The following is a 22,556-nucleotide window of genomic DNA, read 5'->3' as shown; positions in this document are numbered from 1 at the left end:
AGGAAAGATTGCAACGAGCACGGTGTTATCTTCTGGGCGAGAGGGCTGTTGTTCTGGAACTGGAACCGCCAATGTCGCTGGAGAGCCAGCAGCGGATATGGGGGCTTGCTGAGCGCCTGAATCATCATGAAGAAGTGCTGGAAGCGATTCCGGGCATGAACAATCTAACGGTGCTGTTGGCGCATCCGCAGCAGGTGGCGCTGGATGCGATTGAACGCTTGCAGCGCTGGTGGGAAGAGAGTGAATCGCTGGTGTTTGACCCACGCGATATCGATATTCCCGTTGTATATGGCGGTGAGGCGGGGCCAGATCTGGCGGAAGTTGCCGCTCACAGTGGCCTGACAGTGAGTCAGGTTGTGGAAGCACATGCGGCCGCACAGTATGTTGTCTACTTTTTGGGCTTCCAGCCGGGCTTTGCCTACCTTGGCGGATTAAACGAGAAACTGCATATGCCGCGTCGCGCCGAACCACGCCTGCGCGTGCCGGCGGGATCGGTCGGGATTGGTGGCGCGCAGACAGGGATTTATCCGCTGGCGACGCCGGGTGGCTGGCAGCTGATTGGTCACACCTCGCTGAAGCTGTTTAATCCAAAAACGATGCCGCCAACGCTATTGCGTCCTGGCGATAACGTTCGGTTTCTGCCGCAGAAGGAGGGCGTATGCTGAAGGTTATCCATGCTGGATTGTATACTTCGGTGCAGGACGGCGGTCGCGTCGGCTTTCGTCGTTTGGGTATCAGCCAGTCAGGCGCGCTCGATCTGCCTGCTCTGACAATGGCGAACCTGCTGGTTGGCAACGCGGAGAATGCTGCCGCGCTGGAAATTACGCTGGGCAAGTTTACCGCAACATTCACCACCGCTTGCTGGGTGGCGCTGACCGGTGCGGACTGCCATGCCGACTTGGATGGCAAACCGCTCTGGACAGGCTGGCGTTTCGCCGTGAAGCCGGGACAAACGTTGAAAATGCGCATGCCGCGTAATGGAATGCGCAGCTATCTGGCCCTGTCCGGCGGTGTGGATGTGCCGGAAACGCTCGGGTCGCGCAGTACCGATTTGAAAGCCGGTTTTGGGGGTTTTGACGGACGCTTGCTGATGGATGGCGATGAACTCCCGCTGGGAACGCCGACTCGTGAACTGACGCGAGAAGTCGGTATCAAGCAGCTGTTGTTCGGCAACCGCGTGCGGGCCTTGCCGGGGCCGGAGTATCAGGAATTCAGCGAAGAGATGCAGGAGCTGTTCTGGCGAACTTCCTGGCAACTGAGCCCGCAAAGTAACCGCATGGGTTACCGTTTGCTGGGTGCTGAACTACAGCGCGCCGCATTGCCGGGTAGCAAACCGCGCGAGCTGCCATCGCATGGGCTGCTGCCGGGCGTCGTGCAGGTTCCGCACAATGGTCACCCTATCGTACTGCTGGCGGATGCCCAGACAACCGGCGGTTACCCGCGTATTGCGACGGTGATCGAAGCCGATTTATTCCATTTAGCGCAAATCCGGCTCGGTGAACCGATACATTTTATTCACTGTACGCAGGCACAGGCGCAAAAAGCGGCTGAAGAACAGCGGCGCTACCTCGAACAACTGGCGTGGAGGCTGCATGATTATTGATCTGAATGCCGATCTGGGTGAGGGGGGCGAGCATGACGAAGCGCTGCTGAAGCTGGTGACGTCAGCCAATATTGCCTGCGGGTTTCATGCCGGTGATGCGCAAACCATGCGTCAGTCAGTGCGTTGGGGAATCGGTTATAGGGTCGCGCTTGGCGCACACCCGAGCTTTCCCGATCGTGAAAATTTTGGCCGCAAGGCAATGAATGTGCCTGCGGAAATTGTCTTTGCCCAGATGGTGTATCAGCTTGGCGCGCTCAGTGCGATTGTCGCTGCTGAAGGGGGCACGCTGTCGCACGTTAAGCCTCACGGTATGCTTTACAATCAGGCGGCATGCGAACCGGCGCTGGCCGATGCGATAGCCAAGGCGGTGAAGGTGGTGAATCCGGCGTTGCGCTTGGTCGGTCTGGCGGGAAGCGAGTTAATTCGCGCCGGGCAGCGGCTGGGACTGGAGACGCGTCAGGAAGTGTTCGCCGACCGCTGCTATCTGCCTGACGGATCGCTGGTGCCGCGTACTCAGGCGGGGGCCTTGATTAACAGCGATGAACTGGCGCTGGCGCAGACGCTGGAGATGATTCAACGTCAGCGGGTCAGAGCGATTGACGGTTCCTGGGTGAATGTGCAGGCGGATACCGTGTGTATTCACGGTGATGGACAACACGCGCTGTTGTTTGCCCGCAAATTGCGTAACTGTTTTAGCCAGCATCAGATCGCTGTTGCTGCGGCATAATCATTATTTTTGTATGACGGAGATAACCGATGAAAACCGTTTTGATCACGGCGTTTGAACCTTTTGAGGGTGAAGCGATTAATCCCTCATGGGAAGCGGTAAAAGGACTTCATCAGCGAGAAATTGGCGGTGCGCGCGTGGTGGCCTGCCGTTTATCTTGCGTCTTCGATCTGTCACTGGAACAGCTTTACCGCGCGATAGCCGAATGGCAGCCGGAAGTGGTGATCGCGGTAGGGCAGGCGGGCGGCCGTGCTGATATTTCTGTCGAACGCGTGGCGATTAATATTAATGACGCCCGCATTGCGGATAACCGAGGCAACCAGCCGATTGATACGCCAGTGGTGGAAAAGGGACCGGTGGCGTATTTCTCGACGCTGCCAGTGAAAGCGCTGGTGCAGGCATTGCGTGCAGCGGGCATTCCTGCCTCGGTATCGCAAACCGCAGGGACGTTTGTCTGCAACCACGTGATGTACGGGCTGTTACACCAGTTACATCAACAGGGCGATGTGGTGCGCGGCGGATTTGTTCATATTCCTTATTCGCCTGAACAGGCCGCACGACACCCCGGTGAGCCGAGCATGCCCACGCCGTTAGTCACGGCGGCGCTGGAAGTGATGATTAAGCAGTCGCTGGTGCAGCAGGTTGATGTGGCGGTGACTGGCGGCGCGCTGCACTAGTTGAATTAATCGCGCAATACGTCTGATTTTCAGGGAGTAAGGTATGCCGGAAGGACCGGAAATTCGCCGGGCGGCCGATAAGTTGGTTGAAGCCGTTGTGGGAAAAACGCTGACGCGTGTCTGGTTTGCGTTTCCAGAACTGAAGCCATACGAGGCAGAATTAGTCGGGCAGCAGGTCAGGCAGATCGAAACGCGCGGAAAGGCGCTGCTGACCTATTTTAGCAACGATCGGGTGTTGTATAGCCACAACCAACTGTATGGCGTGTGGCGAGTGGTGAATGCCGGCGAATCGCCGGAAACGAAGCGGGATTTGCGCGTCCGGCTGGAAACGCAGGAGCGAGCCATTCTGCTTTACAGCGCGTCCGATATTGAAATGCTGACGCCAGAGACGCTCTCGACGCATCCTTTCCTGCAACGTATTGGCCCTGATGTCTTGGATCTTTCACTGACGCCGGAACAGGTGTGTGAGCGTCTGTTATTACCGCGCTTTCGCCGTCGCCAGTTCAGTGGGCTGCTGCTGGATCAGGCTTTTCTCGCCGGGCTAGGGAATTACCTGCGCGTCGAGATTCTCTGGCAGGCACAGTTGGCGCCGCAACACACGGCAGCACAGTTGAACGAGGAACAGTTGCAGACGTTAAGTCGAGCGCTGCTGGAGATTCCCCGTTTGTCCTACAACACGCGCGGCACCGTTGATGAGAATCGACATCACGGGGCAATTTTCTCGTTCAAGGTTTTCCATCGAGAAGGGGAACGCTGCGAGCGCTGCGGCGGGATCATCGAAAGAACGATGCTGTCATCACGCCCGTTCTATTGGTGTCCGGACTGTCAGAAGTAATAATGTGAGTAATTTATGCGCAAGATGAATACGTTAATTCCAGAAATGATTGTCTCTGACTTACAAAAGAGTCTGGCGTTTTATTGCCACGTTTTGGGATTTCAGATTGAGTACGACAGGCCTGAAGATAAGTTCGCATTCCTTTCATTTCATGGGAGCCAACTGATGCTGGAACAGGATTACTTAACCGAATCGCCCTGGCGTGTGGAACCGTTAGAACTGCCGTTTGGCCGCGGTATGAATTTATCGATTGAGTGCCCGGATGCTCAGGCGCTGGCGGCGGCGATTGAACATGCGGGCTATACGCTACGCAGACCGGTGGAAACGTGCTGGTATCGCGATCATGAGGTGTATCACGGGGAAAGTAATTTTCTGGTACAGGATCCGGATGGCTATTTATTGCGATTCACGCAAAGTTTAGGCTGTAAGTCATCCCTTTAGTGCAGTTATAACAAAGGCCGGAATCCCGGCCTTTTTGATGCGTGCTGAATGGATTAATCGTGTTTCAGATTGGATGCAAAGTCACGTTTGTCGTAGCCGGTATACAGCTGACGTGGACGGGCAATCTTGATGCCGTCGGCGTGCATTTCGCTCCAATGCGCAATCCAGCCCACGGTACGCGCCATCGCAAAGATAACGGTAAACATGGAAGACGGAATACCCATCGCTTTCAGGATGATGCCTGAGTAGAAGTCCACGTTCGGGTACAGTTTCTTCTCAATGAAGTACGGGTCGTTCAGCGCGATATGTTCCAGCTCCATCGCCACTTCCAGCAGGTCGTCTTTTCTGCCCAATTCTTTCAGCACTTCATGGCAGGTTTCACGCATGACGGTAGCGCGCGGGTCGTGGTTTTTGTACACACGGTGACCGAAGCCCATCAGGCGGAAGGAGTCGTTCTTGTCTTTTGCACGTTCGATAAACGCAGGAATATGCTCCACGCTGCTGATTTCTTCCAGCATACGCAGGCAGGCTTCGTTCGCGCCGCCGTGTGCCGGTCCCCACAGCGAGGCGATCCCCGCGGCGATACAGGCAAATGGATTCGCACCAGACGAACCAGCAGTACGCACGGTAGACGTCGAGGCGTTTTGTTCGTGATCGGCATGCAGGATCAGAATACGGTCCATGGCACGTTCCAGCACTGGATTCACGACGTATTCTTCGCAAGGCGTAGAGAACATCATGTGCAGGAAGTTACCCGCGTAGGACAGGTTGTTTTTCGGATAAACAAACGGCTGGCCCAGTGAGTATTTGTAGCACATCGCTGCAACGGTCGGCATTTTGGACAGCAGGCGGTAAGCCGCGATTTCGCGGTGGCGCTCAATGTTAATGTCCAGTGAATCGTGATAGAACGCCGCCAGTGCACCGGTGACGCCGCACAATACGGCCATTGGATGTGAATCGCGACGGAAGCCGTGGAACAGACGAGTAATCTGCTCGTGGATCATGGTATGACGCGTCACGGTGGTCTTGAAGGTTTCATACTGTTCTACCGTCGGGACTTCACCGAACAGCAGGATGTAACAAACTTCAAGATAATTCGATTTTTCAGCCAGTTGGGCAATCGGGAAGCCACGGTGTAGCAAGATGCCTTCGTCGCCGTCGATATAGGTAATCTTGGATTCGCAAGATGCGGTAGAGGTAAAGCCGGGGTCAAATGTGAAGTAACCTTTAGAACCGAGGGGACGAATATCAATCTCATCATACCCCAATGTACCTGATAGGACATTTAGCTCAATTGGATCTTTACCCTCTAGAGTAAGAGTTGCTTTCTTATCAGCCATTTACAGTCTCCTTAGCGCTTTAATTTTAAATATTTTCACTGAAGAAATACCGTCATGCCTGTGCACCGGGCAGATAATGACCGGTGAAACTCTGTCGTGACACAGTCGTCAAATAGGATACAGAGTAAGGCGGATAGCCGCATTCAGGATGAAAAATTCGTTCTCCAGGTAATTAACGATATTCAGATAAATGAGTGGTGCTCTGAATAGATTGTAGTCATTACCTATGACTTTTACGTGGACTCTCTTCACTGTTACATAAGTTACGCCAGTGTGGAAGTGTCGCCGTCGTGCTTTAACACATCATAAGGAATTCAATCCCCTAGTTGTAATTGAAATGTTGAAGTTTTGTCAAATCAGATAATTAATTTTATATAAATTGTGAAATTCGTGATCTAAATCACTGTTCGGGGCAAATGTCACCAAACAGTTTGTATGGGAATTGTAATGGGAATGTGAAGTACCTATACTGCCGACAGGTCTCCGGAATCACCCTGCAGTAGGAGCACCCAGTATGAAAGGATCATGCGCTGTTTAGACACCGGAATGTCGATGTTTGAGCGCGTATCATAAACCCACTTTCCAGGGCTGTAACTTTCATGCTGTCTGACCTCACATCAGGCCCGGAGGAAGAAACAATAATAAAAGCTGTGTGGGCAAATCCGTGAAAAAACAAAGACCTGTCAATCTGGAATTGCAGACGATCCAGTTTCCCGTTACTGCGATAGCATCTATTCTTCACCGCGTCTCCGGCGTTATCACCTTTGTCGCTGTCGGTATTTTACTGTGGCTGTTAGGCACTTCTCTTTCTTCAGAGGAAGGGTTCCTGCGCGCTGCGGAAATTATGGATAGCTTCATCGTCAAGTTTATCGTTTGGGGCATCCTCGTCGCGTTGGCTTATCACATTGTTGGTGGTATACGTCACCTGTTGATGGATTTTGGTTATATAGAAGAAGACCTTGCCGCAGGTAAGCGTTCTGCAAATATCTCCTTTATTATTACTGTCGTGCTTTCAATTCTGGCTGGAGTCCTCGTATGGTAAGCAATGCTTCTGCGTTAGGACGCAATGGCGTACACGATTGGTTACTGATTCGCGCTTCCGCCATCGTCATTGTTCTGTATGTAATTTATATTATTGGTTTTATTGCTACGGCTGGCGACATCACGTATGAAATCTGGCGTGGTTTCTTCGCGATGGCTCTCACCAAAGTATTCACACTGCTAACGTTATTTTCCATTCTGGTTCATGCCTGGATAGGGATGTGGCAAGTGCTGACCGACTACATTAAACCGCTGGCCTTACGCCTGACTTTACAGTTGGCGATTGTCGTAGCGCTGTTGGTGTACGTCATTTATGGAACTATTGTGGTGTGGGGTGCGTGATGAATTTGCCAGTCAGAGAATTTGATGCAGTTGTTGTTGGTGCGGGTGGCGCAGGTATGCGCGCCGCGCTGCAAATTTCCCAAATGGGCCTGTCCTGTGCCCTGTTATCGAAAGTGTTCCCAACCCGTTCCCATACTGTGTCTGCGCAGGGCGGTATTACCGTTGCGCTGGGCAACACCCATGAGGACAACTGGGAATGGCACATGTACGACACCGTAAAAGGGTCGGACTACATTGGCGATCAGGACGCGATTGAATATATGTGTAAAACCGGCCCGGAAGCGATTCTGGAACTGGAACACATGGGGTTACCGTTCTCCCGTCTGGATGATGGCAGCATTTATCAGCGTCCGTTCGGTGGTCAATCCAAGAATTTTGGCGGCGAGCAGGCTGCGCGTACCGCAGCTGCGGCTGACCGTACCGGTCATGCACTGTTGCATACGCTGTATCAGCAGAACCTGAAAAATCACACCACTATCTTCTCCGAATGGTACGCCCTCGATCTGGTGAAGAATCAGGATGGTGCGGTTGTCGGCTGTACGGCGATCTGTATCGAAACCGGTGAAGTCGTCTATTTCAAAGCGAAAGCGACCGTGCTGGCAACTGGCGGCGCAGGCCGTATTTACCAGTCCACGACCAACGCACACATTAATACGGGTGACGGCGTGGGCATGGCACTGCGTGCGGGCGTTCCGTTGCAGGACATGGAAATGTGGCAGTTCCACCCAACTGGTATTGCAGGCGCGGGTGTTCTAGTGACAGAAGGCTGCCGTGGTGAAGGCGGTTACTTGCTGAACAAGCACGGTGAACGCTTCATGGAACGTTATGCGCCAAACGCGAAAGATCTGGCTGGCCGTGACGTTGTTGCCCGTTCCATCATGATCGAAATTCGTGAAGGCCGCGGCTGTGAAGGTCCGTGGGGACCACACGCCAAGCTGAAACTGGACCATCTGGGTAAAGATGTTCTGGAATCCCGTCTGCCGGGCATTCTGGAGCTGTCTCGCACATTTGCTCACGTTGATCCGGTGAAAGAGCCGATTCCTGTTATCCCAACCTGCCACTACATGATGGGCGGTATTCCGACCAAAGTGAGCGGTCAGGCGTTGACGGTGAATGAGAAAGGCGAAGATGTGGTGATTCCAGGACTGTTTGCCGTGGGTGAAATTGCCTGCGTCTCGGTTCATGGTGCCAACCGTCTGGGCGGTAACTCGCTGCTCGATCTGGTGGTATTCGGTCGCTCAGCGGGTATTCATTTGCAAGAATCGTTGGAAGAGCAGGGCGAAAGCCGTGATGCCAGCGAATCCGATATTGAAGCCTCGCTTGACCGTATGAACCGCTGGAACAATACCCGTTCAGGAGAAGATCCGGTTGAAATCCGCAAGGCGCTGCAATCCTGCATGCAGAACAACTTCTCGGTCTTCCGCGAAGGCGATGCGATGGCGAAAGGGTTGGAAGAGCTGAAAGTGATTCGTGAACGCCTGAAAAATGCGCGTTTGGATGACACATCCAGCGAGTTCAACACCCAGCGTATCGAGTGTCTGGAGCTGGATAACCTGATGGAAACTGCGTACGCGACAGCGGTATCGGCTAACTTCCGTACCGAAAGCCGTGGCGCACACAGTCGCTTCGACTACCCAGAACGCGACGATGAAAATTGGCTGTGCCATTCGTTGTATCTGCCGCAAACCGACAGCATGACGCGCCGTGAGGTGAACATGCAGCCTAAACTGCGTCCGGCGTTCCCGCCGAAAATACGTACTTATTAATTGCGGAGATCAAACGATGAAACTCGAATTTTCTATTTATCGTTACAACCCGGATGTTGATGATGCTCCGCGGATGCAGGATTATCAGTTGGAGGCAGAAGAAGGCCGCGACATGATGCTGCTGGATGCGCTGATGCTGCTGAAAGAACAGGATCCGACGCTCTCATTTCGTCGTTCCTGCCGTGAAGGCGTCTGTGGTTCTGACGGCGTTAACATGAACGGTAAAAACGGGCTGGCCTGTATTACGCCTGTTTCCGCGTTACAGCGTGGAAAAAGCAAAATTGTTATCCGTCCTTTACCGGGATTACCGGTTGTGCGTGATTTGGTAGTGGACATGGGGCAGTTCTATGCTCAATATGAGAAAATAAAGCCTTACCTGTTGAATAATGGGAAAAATCCGCCGGCGCGCGAACATCTGCAATCGCCAGAACAACGTGCCAAACTGGATGGGTTGTATGAATGCATCATGTGTGCCTGCTGTTCAACGTCTTGCCCATCGTTCTGGTGGAACCCAGACAAGTTTGTTGGGCCTGCGGGGCTGCTGGCGGCGTATCGTTTCCTGATTGACAGTCGTGATACGGAAAGTCAGCCACGACTGGACGATCTGGACGATGCATTCAGCGTCTTCCGCTGCCACGGCATCATGAACTGCGTCAACGTGTGTCCGAAAGGGCTGAACCCGACCAAGGCCATTGGTCATATTAAGTCGATGCTGTTGCACCGCAGCGCGTAACGGATAATCAGTACGTAACGTGTTATTGCATAAAGATTAAGTAGTAAAACATGTATCTCCCTCTGAAGTTGCTATTCTTCAGAGGGAGCGCAGGAAACCTTTAAAAACCGGCTTACGCGCCCGAACCGGTTTTTAAAGGTTCCTTAGGGGGGATGGATACCCTAAGCGCGTACCGAAGTACGACAAGTGAACCGTTTGTACGGCGAACGATATACGGATACTAATTACATGTTAACCACGGCGAAAACTGAAGCTTATTAGCTTAAGGGATCATGATGCAGAACGGCGCGATGAAGGCCTGGCTGGATTCCTCCTATTTGGCGGGTGCGAATCAGTCCTACATAGAGCAACTCTATGAAGATTTTTTAACCGATCCTGACTCGATCGAACATAGCTGGCGCTCGATCTTCCAGCAATTGCCTACGAGTGGGGTCAAACCGGATCAACTCCATTCCAAAACGCGTGAATATTTCCGCCGTCTGGCGAAAGACTCTTCGCGCTTTACCTCGTCAGTCACCGATCCCGATATTGATGCTAAGCAGGTCAAGGTGTTGCAGCTGATCAATGCGTTCCGCTTCCGTGGACATCAGCAAGCTAACCTGGACCCGATCTTCCTGCGTCCGCAGGAACCCGTTGCAGAATTGGATCTGGATTACCACAATCTGACGCAGGATGACCTACAGGAATCCTTCAACGTGGGGTCTTTTGCCATCGGCAAAGACACCATGAAGCTGGAAGATCTGTATGACGCGCTGAAACGCACCTATTGCGGTTCTATCGGTGCGGAATATATGCATATGACCAGTACGGAAGAGAAACGTTGGATCCAGCAGCGTATCGAATCCGTCATGGGGCAGCCGTCTTTCTCTCTGGAAGAGAAACGTCGTTTCCTGAAAGAGTTAACCGCAGCTGAAGGGCTGGAGCGGTATCTGGGTGCTAAATATCCTGGCGCCAAGCGTTTCTCGCTGGAAGGCGGTGATGCACTGGTTCCGATGCTGAAAGAGCTGATTCGCCATGCGGGTGCAAACGATACTCGCGAAGTGGTATTGGGGATGGCACACCGTGGCCGCCTCAACGTGCTGATCAACGTATTGGGCAAAAAATCTCAGGATCTGTTCGACGAGTTTGCCGGTAAGCATAAAGAACACTTGGGCACCGGTGACGTGAAATATCACCAGGGCTTCTCGTCTGAATTCGAGACTGCTGGCGGTCTGGTGCATTTGGCGCTGGCGTTCAACCCATCGCATCTGGAGATTGTCAGTCCGGTAGTGACGGGCTCGGTACGTGCGCGTCTCGATCGTCTGAATAGCCAGAGTGGTCCACGTGTTCTGCCAATCACCATTCACGGCGATGCGGCAGTCAGTGGTCAGGGTGTGGTTCAGGAACTGTTGAATATGTCGACGGTGCGTGGCTACGAAGTTGGCGGCACGCTGCGTATTGTTATCAACAACCGTATTGGCTTCACCACGTCTAACCCGCTGGATATCCGTTCCACCGAGTACTGTACCGATATCGGTAAAATGGTACAGGCACCGATTTTCCACGTTAACGCAGACGACCCGGAAGCGGTGGCGTTTGTTACGCGTCTGGCGCTGGATTTCCGTAATACCTTCAAACGTGATGTGTTCATCGATCTGATTTGTTATCGCCGTCATGGTCATAACGAAGCTGACGAGCCAAGTGCAACGCAGCCGATGATGTATCAGAAGATCAAGAAACACCCGACGCCGCGTAAGGTCTATGCCGATCGTCTGGAGCAGGAAAAATCCATTACGCTGGAAGATGCCACCGAAATGGTCAACCTGTACCGCGATGCGCTGGATGCCGGTGAATGCGTGGTGGAAGAATGGCGTCAGATGGATATGCAGTCCTTTACCTGGACGCCGTATCTGAACCATGAGTGGGATGAGCCTTATCCGCATGCAACGGAAATGAAACGTTTGCAGGAACTGGCGAAGCGTATCAGCGAAGTGCCAGAAGGGATTGAAATCCATCCTCGTGTTGCCAAAGTCTATACCGACCGTGCCGAAATGGCTGCGGGCAACAAACCATTTGACTGGGGTGGGGCAGAAACGCTGGCTTACGCCACGTTGGTCGATGAGGGTATTCCGATTCGCCTGTCTGGTGAAGACAGCGGTCGCGGTACGTTCTTCCATCGCCATGCTGTGGTGCATAACCAGATAAATGGTTCCAGCTATACGCCGCTGAACCATGTGCATAACGGGCAGGGCGAGTTCAATGTTTGGGACTCCGTATTGTCTGAAGAGGCGATTCTGGCGTTTGAATACGGCTATGCGACCGCAGAACCGCGCACCCTGACCATCTGGGAAGCGCAGTTTGGTGACTTCGCCAACGGTGCGCAGGTCGTTATCGACCAGTTCATCAGCTCCGGTGAGCAGAAGTGGGGCCGTATGTGTGGTCTGGTCATGCTGCTGCCGCACGGTTACGAAGGCCAGGGCCCAGAGCACTCGTCTGCTAGACTGGAGCGTTATCTGCAATTGTGCGCTGAGCAAAATATGCAGGTTTGTATTCCGTCAACGCCAGCACAGGTTTATCACATGCTTCGCCGTCAGGCGCTGCGCGGTATGCGCCGTCCGCTGGTGGTCATGTCACCAAAATCTCTGCTGCGCCATCCGCTGGCGATATCTTCACTGGATGAACTGGCAAATGGTTCCTTCCAGCCGGCGATTGGTGAAGTAGAGGAATTAGATCCGGCAGCCGTGAAGCGTGTCGTGCTTTGTTCCGGTAAGGTCTACTATGATTTGCTGGAAAAGCGTCGCAAGAACGAGCAAAAAGATGTCGCGATCGTCCGTATCGAACAGCTTTATCCGTTCCCGCATCAGGCCGTTCAAGCTGCACTGGAATCGTTTGCCCATGTTCACGATTTCGTGTGGTGTCAGGAAGAGCCGCTGAATCAGGGAGCCTGGTATTGCAGTCAGCACCATTTCCGTGAAGTGATTCCGTTTGGGGCTTCTTTACGTTACGCAGGACGCCCGGCGTCTGCATCACCCGCCGTTGGCTATATGTCCGTACACCAGAAACAACAGCAAGATCTGGTCGATGACGCGCTGAACGTTAATTAAATAAAAGGATAGATAATGAGTAGCGTAGATATTCATGTACCCGACCTGCCTGAATCCGTCGCTGACGCCACTGTTGCTACCTGGCATAAAAAACCAGGCGATAGCGTTCAGCGCGATGAAGTACTGGTTGAAATTGAAACTGACAAAGTTGTGCTGGAAGTTCCTGCCACTGAAGCGGGCATCCTGGATGCCATACTGGAAGAGGAAGGTGCTACGGTAACGTCTCGCCAACTGCTTGGCCGCATTCGTCGTGGCGACAGCTCTGGTAAAGAAACCAGCGAGAAGTCACAGAGCAAAGAATCAACACCGTCACAGCGCCATACGGCTGGTCTGGAAGAAGAGAACAGTGATGCGCTCAGCCCGGCGATTCGTCGTCTGATTGCAGAGCACGATCTCGATGCCTCTGCTATCAAAGGCAGCGGCGTAGGCGGTCGAATTACCCGTGAAGACGTGGATAAGCATTTGGCTGCCCAGAAGAAAGAGTCGGGTAAAGCGCCTAAGTCCGAAGCGCCTGCTGCTGCTCCGGCACCTGCTCTGGGCGCGCGCAGCGAAAAACGCGTACCGATGACGCGTCTGCGTAAGCGTGTTGCAGAACGTCTGCTGGAAGCGAAAAACAGTACGGCAATGCTGACGACGTTCAACGAAATCAACATGCAGCCAATCATGGATCTGCGCAAGCAGTACGGCGATGCATTTGAGAAGCGTCACGGTGTGCGTCTGGGCTTCATGTCCTTCTACATCAAAGCCGTGGTCGAAGCGCTGAAGCGTTATCCAGAAGTGAATGCGTCTATTGATGGCGAAGATGTGGTTTACCACAACTATTTCGATGTCAGCATCGCGGTGTCTACCCCGCGTGGTCTGGTTACGCCAGTGCTGCGTGATGTGGATGCGCTGGGCATGGCCGACATCGAGAAGCGAATCAAAGAACTGGCTGTGAAAGGCCGTGACGGCAAACTGACGGTTGAAGAACTGCTGGGCGGTAACTTCACGATTACCAACGGAGGTGTCTTTGGTTCTCTGATGTCTACCCCGATCATCAACCCACCGCAGAGTGCGATTCTGGGCATGCACGCCATTAAAGATCGCCCGATGGCGGTTGATGGTCAGGTCGTTATTCTGCCGATGATGTATCTGGCGCTGTCTTACGATCACCGTTTGGTCGACGGCCGTGAGTCCGTTGGCTTCCTGGTGACAGTGAAAGAGATGCTGGAAGATCCAGCGCGTCTGCTGTTAGACGTTTAGTCCGACAGATAGGCTCTCGGGCGGGTAACCCTGACGGTTTCCGCCCGAAACGATATACCAGATTATGTGCTATGCAGGCCGTTTTTTCTCAACGGCGTTATCCAAATATATCAGAGAGTTAATGGCGATTTTCTCTACCGAAAGACTCGGTGATGAAAAACCGTCTGCCGACTTATCTCCAAACCTAAATGGATAGAACATCATGAATTTACACGAGTATCAGGCAAAACAACTCTTTGCTCGATATGGTTTACCGGCACCGACCGGCTATGCCTGTACCACACCGCGTGAAGCGGAAGAAGCCGCGTCTAAAATTGGTGCGGGTCCGTGGGTCGTAAAATGTCAGGTTCACGCTGGCGGTCGCGGTAAAGCGGGCGGCGTTAAAGTCGTCAGCAATAAAGAAGATATCCGCGCCTTTGCTGAAAACTGGCTGGGTAAAAAACTCGTTACGTATCAAACTGACGCACAGGGTCAGCCGGTTCATCAGATTCTGGTTGAAGCTGCAACAGATATCGACAAAGAGCTTTATCTGGGCGCGGTGGTTGACCGTGGCACGCGTCGCGTGGTGTTCATGGCGTCCACCGAAGGTGGCGTAGAAATTGAAAAAGTGGCGGAAGAAACGCCAGAGCTGATTCATAAAGCGGCGATCGATCCACTGGTAGGCCCACAGCCTTATCAAGGTCGTGAATTGGCCTTCAAACTGGGCTTAAGCGGTAAGCAAGTTGCTCAGTTCACCAAAATCTTTATGGGTCTGGCGACGCTGTTCCTGGAGCGCGATCTGGCTCTGGTAGAAATCAACCCGCTGGTTATCACCAAGCAGGGCGATCTGATCTGTCTGGATGGCAAGCTGGGTGCGGACGGCAATGCCCTGTTCCGTCAGCCTGAGCTGCGTGAAATGCGCGACCCAAGCCAGGAAGATTCCCGTGAAGCGCATGCAGCACAGTGGGAACTGAACTATGTCGCGCTGGATGGCAACATTGGCTGTATGGTCAACGGTGCTGGTCTGGCGATGGGCACGATGGACATCGTGAAGCTGCACGGCGGTGCTCCTGCTAACTTCCTCGATGTAGGCGGTGGCGCGACGAAAGAACGTGTGACTGAAGCGTTCAAAATCATCCTGTCTGACGACAAGGTAAAAGCCGTCTTTGTTAACATCTTTGGTGGCATCGTACGTTGCGATTTGATCGCTGACGGTATCATCGGTGCCGTAGCCGAAGTGGGCGTTAACGTACCGGTTGTTGTACGTCTTGAAGGGAACAATGCGGAACTGGGTGCCAAGAAACTGGCGGATAGCGGCCTGAATATTATTGCCGCGACCAGCCTGACGGGTGCAGCTCTGCAGGTTGTTGCAGCAGTGGGGGATAAATAATGTCCATTCTGATTAATAAAAATACCAAAGTTATCTGTCAGGGTTTTACCGGTAGTCAGGGGACATTCCACTCTGAGCAAGCACTTGCTTACGGTACGCAAATGGTTGGCGGTGTGACGCCAGGTAAAGGCGGCACGGAACATCTGGGTCTGCCCGTATTTAATACAGTACGTGAAGCGGTAGACGCGACGGGCGCAACGGCATCCGTTATCTACGTTCCCGCTCCGTTCTGTAAAGACTCCATTCTGGAAGCGATTGACGCAGGTATCGAGCTAATCATTTGTATCACCGAAGGTATCCCGACGCTGGATATGCTGACAGTGAAAGTGAAACTCGACCAGAGCGGCGCGCGGATGATCGGTCCGAACTGCCCAGGTGTGATCACGCCGGGCGAATGTAAGATCGGTATTATGCCGGGCCATATTCACCTGCCGGGTAAAGTGGGTATCGTTTCTCGTTCTGGAACCCTGACGTATGAAGCCGTGAAGCAAACGACCGATGCTGGTCTGGGTCAATCCAGCTGTGTAGGTATCGGCGGCGACCCGATCCCAGGTTCTAACTTCATCGATATCCTGAAGCTGTTTGAGCAGGATCCGCAGACGGAAGCCATCGTGATGATCGGTGAAATCGGCGGTACGGCAGAAGAAGAAGCGGCGGCGTACATTAAAGAGCACGTGACGAAGCCGGTTGTCGGCTACATCGCGGGTGTGACGGCACCGAAAGGTAAGCGCATGGGCCACGCTGGCGCCATCATCGCAGGCGGTAAAGGTACCGCTGACGATAAATTCGCAGCGTTAGAAGCGGCGGGTGTTAAAACCGTTCGCAGCCTGGCGGATATCGGCGATGCAGTAAAAGCGATCTTATCGCGTTAATCGATTATTCGATTAAATATTCTAGCCACCTTCGGGTGGCTTTTTTTATTCCAATTTGGCTTCCGAGGTTAATTGACGTAATTGAATTACGCATGACTTCTTCGAAATTTTATTGGATAATTCGCGCGCCTGAAAAGGCATGGTTAGCGATGAACAGAAATGATGATGATTTCATTGGTTCCGTATAAGCAGGGAATGGTTAATTAATTTTCCTTAAGGGGATGTTGTGTGAAAGGAAATATAAAAGCACTGATTTTTGCATTATCCGCATTTACCTGTGTGGCCAACGCACAGTCTATTAATATTGAAGTGCTAAGCGCGACGATTAAAGATAAAAAGATTGATGATGCAACGGTTATTCTACAGAAGAATGGTGCGCAGTCAGTGACCGCACGCTCTGATGTCGCAGGCCGTGCGGCGCTCAACGCGCCATTCGACGTCGATCAAGACAGTCTGCTGATCATTAAAAAAGCGGGCTATTCAGATTTGGTGGTTAAATGTCCGTGTGACGGTATGACCTATGCAGTGAGTCCGGTAATGAAAAGCCTGGATGGCATGCGAATTGTATTAACCTGGGGCGAAAAACCTGCCGATTTAGATTCCCACCTTATTTATCCGGGTAATCATATTTATTTTAGCCACAAAAAGGGACGCGATGCTAATCTTGATGTAGATGATACCGATAGCTTCGGCCCAGAAACGATCACGATTGATAAAAAGCGTTTAGGCGAAAGTTATATTTATGCCGTCCATGATTATTCAAATGGTGATAAGGCTAATTCATTGGCGCTTTCCGCAAGTAGTGCAAAAGTATTTGTCTATGTTGGAAGCTCGCAGGTACGGTCATATTCTGTCCCACTGAATAAGACTGGGAATATCTGGACGGTTTTCCGTCTTAACCCTAACGGTGATTTTGAAGATATTAATGCCGTTGGTGAGGCAGATTTCTCAAAAGTGAAGGACAGCGATGTGCTGCCAATGGTGCTTAACCCTGCGCAGACGACAGTTTCCGTTACTGGAAATGCTGCGCTGGCCAAAAACCTCAATCGTGACGGTGAAGCCGCCTACGGACGCGGTGAGTTAGAGCAGGCCACGACACTGTTCCTGGCTGCGATCGATCAGGATAGCGCGTTTGGTCAGGCATATAGCAACCTGGGCTTGACTTATCAAAAGCGGGGCAACATTGCCGAAGCCATTTGGGCTAACCGTAAAGCGATTGCGCTGGCAAATGGTAGCAACGCGGCAACCACACGTGCCAGCTCGTACTACAATATTGCAAAAATCTACGAGAACGCGGGTCAGTTCAGCGATGCACTCCAGCATTATGAGCTGGCAAGAAGCGAGAAAAGTAACACGGTTTACGATAAAGCCATTGAACGGATGAAAGCGAAGAGGTAATCGCAGAATTTTGCTACGTATCACCTAACCAGTAACCACTACGGAGACCTTTTGGTTTCCGTAGTGGCATGGCGCGTTACAAACAGGTGGTACATGGGGGAAGGGCAGGGGAATTCATGGCGAAAATACAGCGCGGTTGTCAGCAAGAAAAAATAGAAATTTGACATAAAATAGAAGATAAAAAATGCATGTGAATAATCGATAACGGAAAGTAAAAATTATATTGCTGAATTAATTTTAATTAAACCTAAAAGTCACATTGCATTAACAATAAGTGTAATGAGGAAATTAATGCAACGCGATAATCACGAGAAAAGCGTTAAATTGTTTTAGATCAAAAAACGCCTCTGGATATAATTTCTGAAATAGGCTTAAATTGCGCGAGGTCAATTATCGTCTTTCACGCCGTTTAGTGGAAAAGTTGATTTGAAGCCAAAAACCTAGTCTGGGTCACGTAAAAACCTATTTATTGTAGGGGATTACAGGCGTAATATACGGCTACCTCCCTATGGGGTACGCAATTTGTAATACTTGTGATTTATCTTGAACTTGCTGTCGGGGTATTGCGGTGTGACTGCCCTGATGAACGGTATTTCTAGCGTTCATTACAGCGTGTATTAAAGCAATTCTTGTTGTGTTCTTTTGGGTGTAATGGCCGGATTTTTGGCAGCTTGTCAGCGTTTGCAAGCTAATCCCTTCCTGCGAGGAGCAAGGAGTCAAAATGTTTGATGTAGTCGAACTGTCACGTTTACAGTTTGCCTTAACCGCAATGTACCATTTTCTATTCGTACCATTAACGCTGGGGATGGCGTTTTTGCTGGCGATTATGGAAACGGTATATGTGCTGTCTGGCAAACAAATCTATAAAGATATGACCAAGTTCTGGGGCAAGTTATTTGCAATTAACTTCGCTCTGGGGGTCGCGACCGGATTGACCATGGAGTTTCAATTCGGGACCAACTGGTCATACTTCTCTCACTACGTCGGGGATATTTTCGGCGCGCCGCTAGCGATTGAAGGCCTGATGGCATTCTTCCTGGAATCGACCTTTGTTGGCTTGTTCTTCTTCGGCTGGGACCGTTTAGGAAAAGTGCAGCATATGGCCGTGACCTGGCTGGTCGCGCTGGGCTCTAACTTCTCCGCACTGTGGATTCTGGTTGCCAATGGCTGGATGCAGAACCCCATCGCATCGGATTTCAACTTCGAAACCATGCGTATGGAAATGGTGAGCTTCGCCGATCTGGTACTGAACCCGGTTGCTCAGGTGAAATTCGTTCACACGGTAGCGGCAGGTTACTGTACGGGCGCGATGTTCATTCTGGGTGTCAGTTCTTACTATCTGCTGAAAGGCCGCGACATTGCGTTTGCCAAGCGTTCATTCGCTATCGCAGCAAGTTTCGGTATGGCTGCTGTCCTGTCCGTTATTGTACTGGGTGATGAATCTGGTTATGAAATGGGTGACGTACAGAAAACCAAGCTGGCAGCGATTGAAGCCGAATGGGAAACACAGCCTGCTCCAGCATCCTTTACGCTGATCGGCATCCCGAACCAGGATACGATGGAAAATAACTATGCCATCAAGATTCCTTATGCTCTGGGGTTAATTGCCACGCGTTCTACAGACAAAGAAGTTACCGGTCTGAAAGAATTGCTGGTGATGCATGAAGTGCGTATCCGCAATGGTATGAAGGCTTACCAGTTGCTGGAAGAATTACGCGCGGGCAATACTGACCCGGCGGTAAAAGAAGCGTTCGAAAAGTCTAAGCAAGATCTGGGCTATGGCATGTTGCTGAAACGCTATACGCCGAAAGTCTCTGATGCGACAGAAACGCAGATTCAACAGGCGGTTAAAGATTCTATCCCACGTGTTGCGCCGCTGTACTTCTCTTTCCGTATCATGGTGGGCTGCGGTATTCTGATGCTGTTGATCATCGGCCTGTCTTTCTGGACCGTTCTGCGCAACAAAATTGGTCAAAAACGTTGGCTGCTCCGTACGGCGTTGTACGGTATTCCGCTGCCGTGGATTGCTATCGAAGCCGGCTGGTTTGTGGCTGAATACGGCCGTCAGCCTTGGGCTATCGGTGAGATTCTGCCGACAGCCGTTGCGACGTCATCACTGACTGCAGGGGATATTCTGTTCTCCATGGGGCTGATCTGTGGTCTGTATACGCTCTTCCTGGTTGCAGAAATGTATCTGATGTTCAAATTCGCACGTCTGGGGCCAAGCAGCCTGAGAACAGGGCGCTACCATTTTGAACAACCTATAGCGGCTGCGCAGGAAGCACGGTAAACAGGAGTCCACTATGTTTGAATATGAAGTCTTACGTTTTATCTGGTGGCTGTTGATCGGTATTTTGCTGATTGGCTTCGCTATCACTGATGGTTTTGACATGGGCGTGGGCATTCTGGTGCGTCTGATGGGACGTGGCGATACCGAGCGTCGCGTCATGATTAACAGTATTGCGCCGCACTGGGACGGTAACCAGGTTTGGCTGATCACCGCCGGTGGTGCGCTGTTTGCTGCCTGGCCGATGGTTTACGCTGCCGCGTTCTCCGGTTTCTACATTGCCATGATTCTGGTGCTGGCCTCACTGTTCTTCCGTCCTGTCGGCTTCGATTACCGTTCAAAAATCGAAGATCCGCGCTGGCGTGGCATGTGGGACTGGGGCATCTTCATCGGTAGCTTTGTTCCACCGGTAGTGATTGGTGTGGCGTTTGGCAACCTGTTGCAGGGTGTACCGTTCCACGTCGATGAATATCTGCGTCTGTACTACACCGGAAACTTCTTCCAACTGCTGAACCCGTTTGGCTTGTTGGCTGGTGTGGTTAGTCTGACGATGATCCTGACTCAGGGTGCAACCTACCTGATGATGCGGACCACGGGCGACCTGCACGTGCGTTCCAAATCCGCTGCGCAGATTGCCGCGCTGGTGATGATGGTGACGTTTGCTCTGGCTGGCGTATGGGTCGTTTACGGTATTGATGGCTACGTGGTGACGTCTGCGATTAACACCGCGGCTGAATCTAACCCGCTGCGTAAAGAAGTCGTTCAACAGGCAGGTGCCTGGCTGATCAACTTCAATAACCATCCGGTATTGTGGGCTATCCCTGCTCTGGGCGTAGTGCTGCCAGTGCTGACTACCCTTATGGCGCGCGCAGAGAAAGGAGCATGGGCATTCCTGTTCTCCTCTCTGACTATCGCTTGTGTGATTCTGACCGCAGGGATCGCGATGTTCCCGTTCATCATGCCATCAGTGACTGTGCCTAACGTCAGCTTGACGGTATGGGACGCGACATCAAGCCTGCTGACGTTGAAAGTCATGACAGTGGTTGCGATGATTTTCGTTCCTATCGTGCTGTCTTATACCGCATGGTGTTACTACAAGATGTTCGGTCGCATTACCAAAGAGCAGATTGAGCAAAACACTCACTCTATGTACTAAGTAAGGAGCTTAATTTATGTGGTATTTTGCCTGGATACTCGGAACGCTTCTTGCTTGCTCACTGGGGATCATTACGGCCCTGGCTATTGAGCAGAGTGAGGCAAGCAAAGCGGCTGAAGAAGATAAGCAATGAGTGATCTGGTCGATAAACTCTATCGCCTGATGGATAAGAGCCCGTTAAGGGCTCTTTCCCTTATCATGGCGTTGCTGCTGGCTGGTTGTGTGTTCTGGGATCCAACACGCTTTGCGGCGCGGACCAGTGAACTCGCGGTTTGGCAGGGGCTGCTGTTGATTTGGGCCGTTTGCGCTGGCGTTGTTCATGGCGTTGGTTTTCGTCCATATCGCCTGCTCTGGCGCGCGTTTTTCGCACCACTTCCCGCCTTTGTGATCCTGTGCGCAGGATTGTACTATTTCTTCGGCTAAAATAGCCTCCTATTCCATTTAGTTATGGGTTGCTTGCAGCCCATAATTATTTTCTTTCCGTTGTCACAATCCATTCCAAACCTCATTTCTCTTGCGTATAGTAGCGAGGTTTAATGCATTACTGGGATGTAGAGTGAGTAATTCGTTGTTTCGCTGGCCAGTTCGAGTCTACTTTGAAGACACTGATGCAGGTGGCGTTGTCTATCACGCTCGCTATATTGCCTTTTATGAAAGGGCAAGAACCGAGGCGTTACGTGAGCGCAACTTTCATCAGCAAGCCTTGCTAAGTGAGCATGTCGCGTTTGCTGTTCGTCGGATGACGGTGGAGTATCTTGCTCCTGCGCGCCTCGACGACATGCTGGAAGTGCAAAGCGAGGTTATCTTGCTGCGTGGTGCTTCTATGACTTTCGCACAGCGTATTCTCAATGCTCATGGCACCCTGCTAAGCCATGCTGAAGTTTTGATCGCATGCATCGATCCACATCAAATGAAGCCAATTGCGCTTCCTAAGTCTATTGTCGCGGAGTTCAAGCAGTGACTGACATGAACGTTTTTGATTTGTTCCTGAAGGCAAGCCTTCTGGTCAAACTAATCATGCTGATTTTAATCTGTTTTTCTATCGCTTCCTGGGCGATCATTATTCAACGTACCCGAATTCTGAACTCGGCGACGCGTGAGGCTGAGGCGTTCGAGGACAAATTTTGGTCAGGCATCGAACTGTCGCGCCTCTATCAGGAAAGTCAGACTCGTCGCGATAGCCTGACGGGCACTGAACAAATCTTCCATTCAGGTTTCAAAGAATTTGCACGGTTGCATCGTGTCAACAGCCATGCGCCGGAAGCTGTAGTGGAAGGGGCGTCCCGTGCAATGCGTATTTCAATGAATCGTGAGTTGGAAACGCTGGAAACGCACATTCCCTTTTTGGGAACCGTGGGTTCTATCAGCCCGTATATCGGCCTGTTCGGTACCGTTTGGGGAATCATGCATGCCTTCATCGCGCTGGGCGCAGTGAAGCAGGCGACCTTACAAATGGTTGCCCCTGGTATTGCCGAAGCCTTGATTGCAACGGCAATCGGCCTGTTTGCGGCGATCCCTGCGGTCATGGCGTATAACCGTCTTAGCCAGCGGGTCGGCAAACTGGAGCAGAACTACGACAACTTTACGGAAGAGTTCATCGCTATCCTGCACCGTCAGGCGTTCTCCAGCGACAACAGCAAGTAA

Annotated in this window: 22 protein-coding genes; 21 read left to right on the top strand and 1 reads right to left on the bottom strand. The window is 51.9% G+C overall.

What is annotated here, in order from left to right; translation table 11 throughout:
- Window positions 1-8: 8 nt before the first annotated feature.
- The 6 genes from pxpB to QWJ20_RS04295 are packed head-to-tail and all read left to right on the top strand — an operon-like array spanning window position 9 to window position 4,283.
- Window positions 9-665: a 5-oxoprolinase subunit PxpB gene (gene pxpB, locus QWJ20_RS04320; RefSeq protein ID WP_095994030.1), complete on the top strand. Its 657-nt coding sequence runs from the start codon at window positions 9-11 to the stop codon at window positions 663-665.
- Entirely contained in the window at window positions 659-1,603 is a 945-nt protein-coding gene (gene pxpC, locus QWJ20_RS04315; protein ID WP_433991948.1) for a 5-oxoprolinase subunit PxpC, read from the top strand. The genes pxpB and pxpC overlap by 7 nt, the downstream gene beginning before the upstream one ends.
- The gene (gene pxpA / locus QWJ20_RS04310; protein WP_107332558.1) at window positions 1,593-2,330 is read left to right on the top strand and encodes a 5-oxoprolinase subunit PxpA; all 738 of its coding nucleotides are present in this window, start codon (window positions 1,593-1,595) and stop codon (window positions 2,328-2,330) included. The genes pxpC and pxpA overlap by 11 nt, the downstream gene beginning before the upstream one ends.
- Before the next feature lie 29 nt (window positions 2,331-2,359).
- Window positions 2,360-3,007: a pyroglutamyl-peptidase I gene (gene pcp, locus QWJ20_RS04305; RefSeq protein ID WP_433991947.1), complete on the top strand. Its 648-nt coding sequence runs from the start codon at window positions 2,360-2,362 to the stop codon at window positions 3,005-3,007.
- 43 nt (window positions 3,008-3,050) lie between these two features.
- On the top strand, window positions 3,051-3,842 hold the full coding sequence (nei, locus tag QWJ20_RS04300; protein ID WP_433991946.1) for an endonuclease VIII: 792 nt from the start codon (window positions 3,051-3,053) through the stop codon (window positions 3,840-3,842).
- Between the two features lie 15 nt (window positions 3,843-3,857).
- Complete coding sequence (locus QWJ20_RS04295) at window positions 3,858-4,283, top strand: bleomycin resistance protein (protein WP_349928486.1); 426 nt, start codon at window positions 3,858-3,860, stop codon at window positions 4,281-4,283.
- Window positions 4,284-4,336: 53 nt separating this feature from the next.
- Here the strand turns inward: QWJ20_RS04295 and QWJ20_RS04290 are convergent, their stop codons facing one another.
- On the bottom strand, window positions 4,337-5,623 hold the full coding sequence (locus QWJ20_RS04290; protein ID WP_039482753.1) for a citrate synthase: 1,287 nt from the start codon (window positions 5,621-5,623) through the stop codon (window positions 4,337-4,339).
- A gap of 652 nt (window positions 5,624-6,275) precedes the next feature.
- Here QWJ20_RS04290 and sdhC point away from each other — a divergent pair.
- The 15 genes from sdhC to tolQ all read left to right on the top strand — a co-directional run bounded on the left by sdhC (window position 6,276) and on the right by tolQ (window position 22,556).
- Window positions 6,276-6,665, top strand: a complete 390-nt coding sequence (sdhC, locus tag QWJ20_RS04285) for a succinate dehydrogenase cytochrome b556 subunit (RefSeq protein WP_039275597.1) — start codon at window positions 6,276-6,278, stop codon at window positions 6,663-6,665.
- Window positions 6,659-7,006: a succinate dehydrogenase membrane anchor subunit gene (sdhD, locus tag QWJ20_RS04280; protein WP_010284997.1), complete on the top strand. Its 348-nt coding sequence runs from the start codon at window positions 6,659-6,661 to the stop codon at window positions 7,004-7,006. The genes sdhC and sdhD overlap by 7 nt, the downstream gene beginning before the upstream one ends.
- Window positions 7,006-8,772, top strand: a complete 1,767-nt coding sequence (gene sdhA, locus QWJ20_RS04275) for a succinate dehydrogenase flavoprotein subunit (RefSeq protein ID WP_095698881.1) — start codon at window positions 7,006-7,008, stop codon at window positions 8,770-8,772. Before sdhD ends, sdhA begins: the two co-directional genes overlap by 1 nt.
- Window positions 8,773-8,788: 16 nt before the next feature.
- Complete coding sequence (locus QWJ20_RS04270) at window positions 8,789-9,505, top strand: succinate dehydrogenase iron-sulfur subunit (RefSeq protein ID WP_095698882.1); 717 nt, start codon at window positions 8,789-8,791, stop codon at window positions 9,503-9,505.
- A gap of 275 nt (window positions 9,506-9,780) precedes the next feature.
- Window positions 9,781-12,588 (top strand): 2-oxoglutarate dehydrogenase E1 component, encoded by a 2,808-nt coding sequence (gene sucA / locus QWJ20_RS04265; protein WP_095698883.1) that lies wholly within the window; start codon window positions 9,781-9,783, stop codon window positions 12,586-12,588.
- Between the two features lie 15 nt (window positions 12,589-12,603).
- Window positions 12,604-13,830: a 2-oxoglutarate dehydrogenase complex dihydrolipoyllysine-residue succinyltransferase gene (gene odhB / locus QWJ20_RS04260; protein ID WP_109411939.1), complete on the top strand. Its 1,227-nt coding sequence runs from the start codon at window positions 12,604-12,606 to the stop codon at window positions 13,828-13,830.
- Window positions 13,831-14,032: 202 nt separating this feature from the next.
- Window positions 14,033-15,199 (top strand): ADP-forming succinate--CoA ligase subunit beta, encoded by a 1,167-nt coding sequence (gene sucC, locus QWJ20_RS04255; RefSeq protein ID WP_433991945.1) that lies wholly within the window; start codon window positions 14,033-14,035, stop codon window positions 15,197-15,199.
- The gene (sucD, locus tag QWJ20_RS04250) at window positions 15,199-16,071 is read left to right on the top strand and encodes a succinate--CoA ligase subunit alpha (protein ID WP_039482739.1); all 873 of its coding nucleotides are present in this window, start codon (window positions 15,199-15,201) and stop codon (window positions 16,069-16,071) included. The genes sucC and sucD overlap by 1 nt, the downstream gene beginning before the upstream one ends.
- A gap of 228 nt (window positions 16,072-16,299) precedes the next feature.
- The gene (locus tag QWJ20_RS04245) at window positions 16,300-17,469 is read left to right on the top strand and encodes a YfaP family protein (RefSeq protein ID WP_397308606.1); all 1,170 of its coding nucleotides are present in this window, start codon (window positions 16,300-16,302) and stop codon (window positions 17,467-17,469) included.
- 721 nt (window positions 17,470-18,190) lie between these two features.
- On the top strand, window positions 18,191-19,759 hold the full coding sequence (gene cydA, locus QWJ20_RS04240; protein ID WP_095698886.1) for a cytochrome ubiquinol oxidase subunit I: 1,569 nt from the start codon (window positions 18,191-18,193) through the stop codon (window positions 19,757-19,759).
- Between the two features lie 13 nt (window positions 19,760-19,772).
- Window positions 19,773-20,912, top strand: a complete 1,140-nt coding sequence (gene cydB, locus QWJ20_RS04235; protein ID WP_095698887.1) for a cytochrome d ubiquinol oxidase subunit II — start codon at window positions 19,773-19,775, stop codon at window positions 20,910-20,912.
- 16 nt (window positions 20,913-20,928) lie between these two features.
- Window positions 20,929-21,045 carry a cytochrome bd-I oxidase subunit CydX gene (cydX, locus tag QWJ20_RS04230; protein WP_011092952.1) on the top strand — a complete coding sequence of 39 codons (117 nt, stop codon included), beginning with the start codon at window positions 20,929-20,931 and terminating at the stop codon, window positions 21,043-21,045.
- Entirely contained in the window at window positions 21,042-21,335 is a 294-nt protein-coding gene (gene ybgE, locus QWJ20_RS04225; protein WP_198997133.1) for a cyd operon protein YbgE, read from the top strand. The genes cydX and ybgE overlap by 4 nt, the downstream gene beginning before the upstream one ends.
- A 133-nt stretch (window positions 21,336-21,468) precedes the next feature.
- Window positions 21,469-21,873 carry a tol-pal system-associated acyl-CoA thioesterase gene (ybgC, locus tag QWJ20_RS04220; RefSeq protein ID WP_433991944.1) on the top strand — a complete coding sequence of 135 codons (405 nt, stop codon included), beginning with the start codon at window positions 21,469-21,471 and terminating at the stop codon, window positions 21,871-21,873.
- On the top strand, window positions 21,870-22,556 hold the full coding sequence (gene tolQ, locus QWJ20_RS04215) for a Tol-Pal system protein TolQ (RefSeq protein ID WP_039482731.1): 687 nt from the start codon (window positions 21,870-21,872) through the stop codon (window positions 22,554-22,556). Before ybgC ends, tolQ begins: the two co-directional genes overlap by 4 nt.

It is taken from the genome of Pectobacterium sp. S5, from assembly GCF_051707265.1.
Lineage (GTDB): Bacteria > Pseudomonadota > Gammaproteobacteria > Enterobacterales > Enterobacteriaceae > Pectobacterium > Pectobacterium polare.
Note: the sequence above shows the minus strand (reverse complement) of the source record. Positions and strands in the feature narration are given on the sequence as shown.

What these genes read in the sequence shown, in the direction of transcription:
- pxpC (WP_433991948.1), top strand. Translation starts at nt 659, where the DNA reads ATGCTGAAGGTTATCCATGCTGGATTGTATACTTCGGTGCAGGACGGC.
- pxpA (WP_107332558.1), top strand. Translation starts at nt 1,593, where the DNA reads ATGATTATTGATCTGAATGCCGATCTGGGTGAGGGGGGCGAGCATGAC.
- pcp (WP_433991947.1), top strand. Translation starts at nt 2,360, where the DNA reads ATGAAAACCGTTTTGATCACGGCGTTTGAACCTTTTGAGGGTGAAGCG.
- nei (WP_433991946.1), top strand. Translation starts at nt 3,051, where the DNA reads ATGCCGGAAGGACCGGAAATTCGCCGGGCGGCCGATAAGTTGGTTGAA.
- QWJ20_RS04295 (WP_349928486.1), top strand. Translation starts at nt 3,858, where the DNA reads ATGCGCAAGATGAATACGTTAATTCCAGAAATGATTGTCTCTGACTTA.
- QWJ20_RS04290 (WP_039482753.1), bottom strand. Translation starts at nt 5,623, where the DNA reads ATGGCTGATAAGAAAGCAACTCTTACTCTAGAGGGTAAAGATCCAATT.
- sdhD (WP_010284997.1), top strand. Translation starts at nt 6,659, where the DNA reads ATGGTAAGCAATGCTTCTGCGTTAGGACGCAATGGCGTACACGATTGG.
- sdhA (WP_095698881.1), top strand. Translation starts at nt 7,006, where the DNA reads ATGAATTTGCCAGTCAGAGAATTTGATGCAGTTGTTGTTGGTGCGGGT.
- QWJ20_RS04270 (WP_095698882.1), top strand. Translation starts at nt 8,789, where the DNA reads ATGAAACTCGAATTTTCTATTTATCGTTACAACCCGGATGTTGATGAT.
- sucA (WP_095698883.1), top strand. Translation starts at nt 9,781, where the DNA reads ATGCAGAACGGCGCGATGAAGGCCTGGCTGGATTCCTCCTATTTGGCG.
- odhB (WP_109411939.1), top strand. Translation starts at nt 12,604, where the DNA reads ATGAGTAGCGTAGATATTCATGTACCCGACCTGCCTGAATCCGTCGCT.
- sucC (WP_433991945.1), top strand. Translation starts at nt 14,033, where the DNA reads ATGAATTTACACGAGTATCAGGCAAAACAACTCTTTGCTCGATATGGT.
- sucD (WP_039482739.1), top strand. Translation starts at nt 15,199, where the DNA reads ATGTCCATTCTGATTAATAAAAATACCAAAGTTATCTGTCAGGGTTTT.
- cydA (WP_095698886.1), top strand. Translation starts at nt 18,191, where the DNA reads ATGTTTGATGTAGTCGAACTGTCACGTTTACAGTTTGCCTTAACCGCA.
- cydB (WP_095698887.1), top strand. Translation starts at nt 19,773, where the DNA reads ATGTTTGAATATGAAGTCTTACGTTTTATCTGGTGGCTGTTGATCGGT.
- cydX (WP_011092952.1), top strand. Translation starts at nt 20,929, where the DNA reads ATGTGGTATTTTGCCTGGATACTCGGAACGCTTCTTGCTTGCTCACTG.
- ybgE (WP_198997133.1), top strand. Translation starts at nt 21,042, where the DNA reads ATGAGTGATCTGGTCGATAAACTCTATCGCCTGATGGATAAGAGCCCG.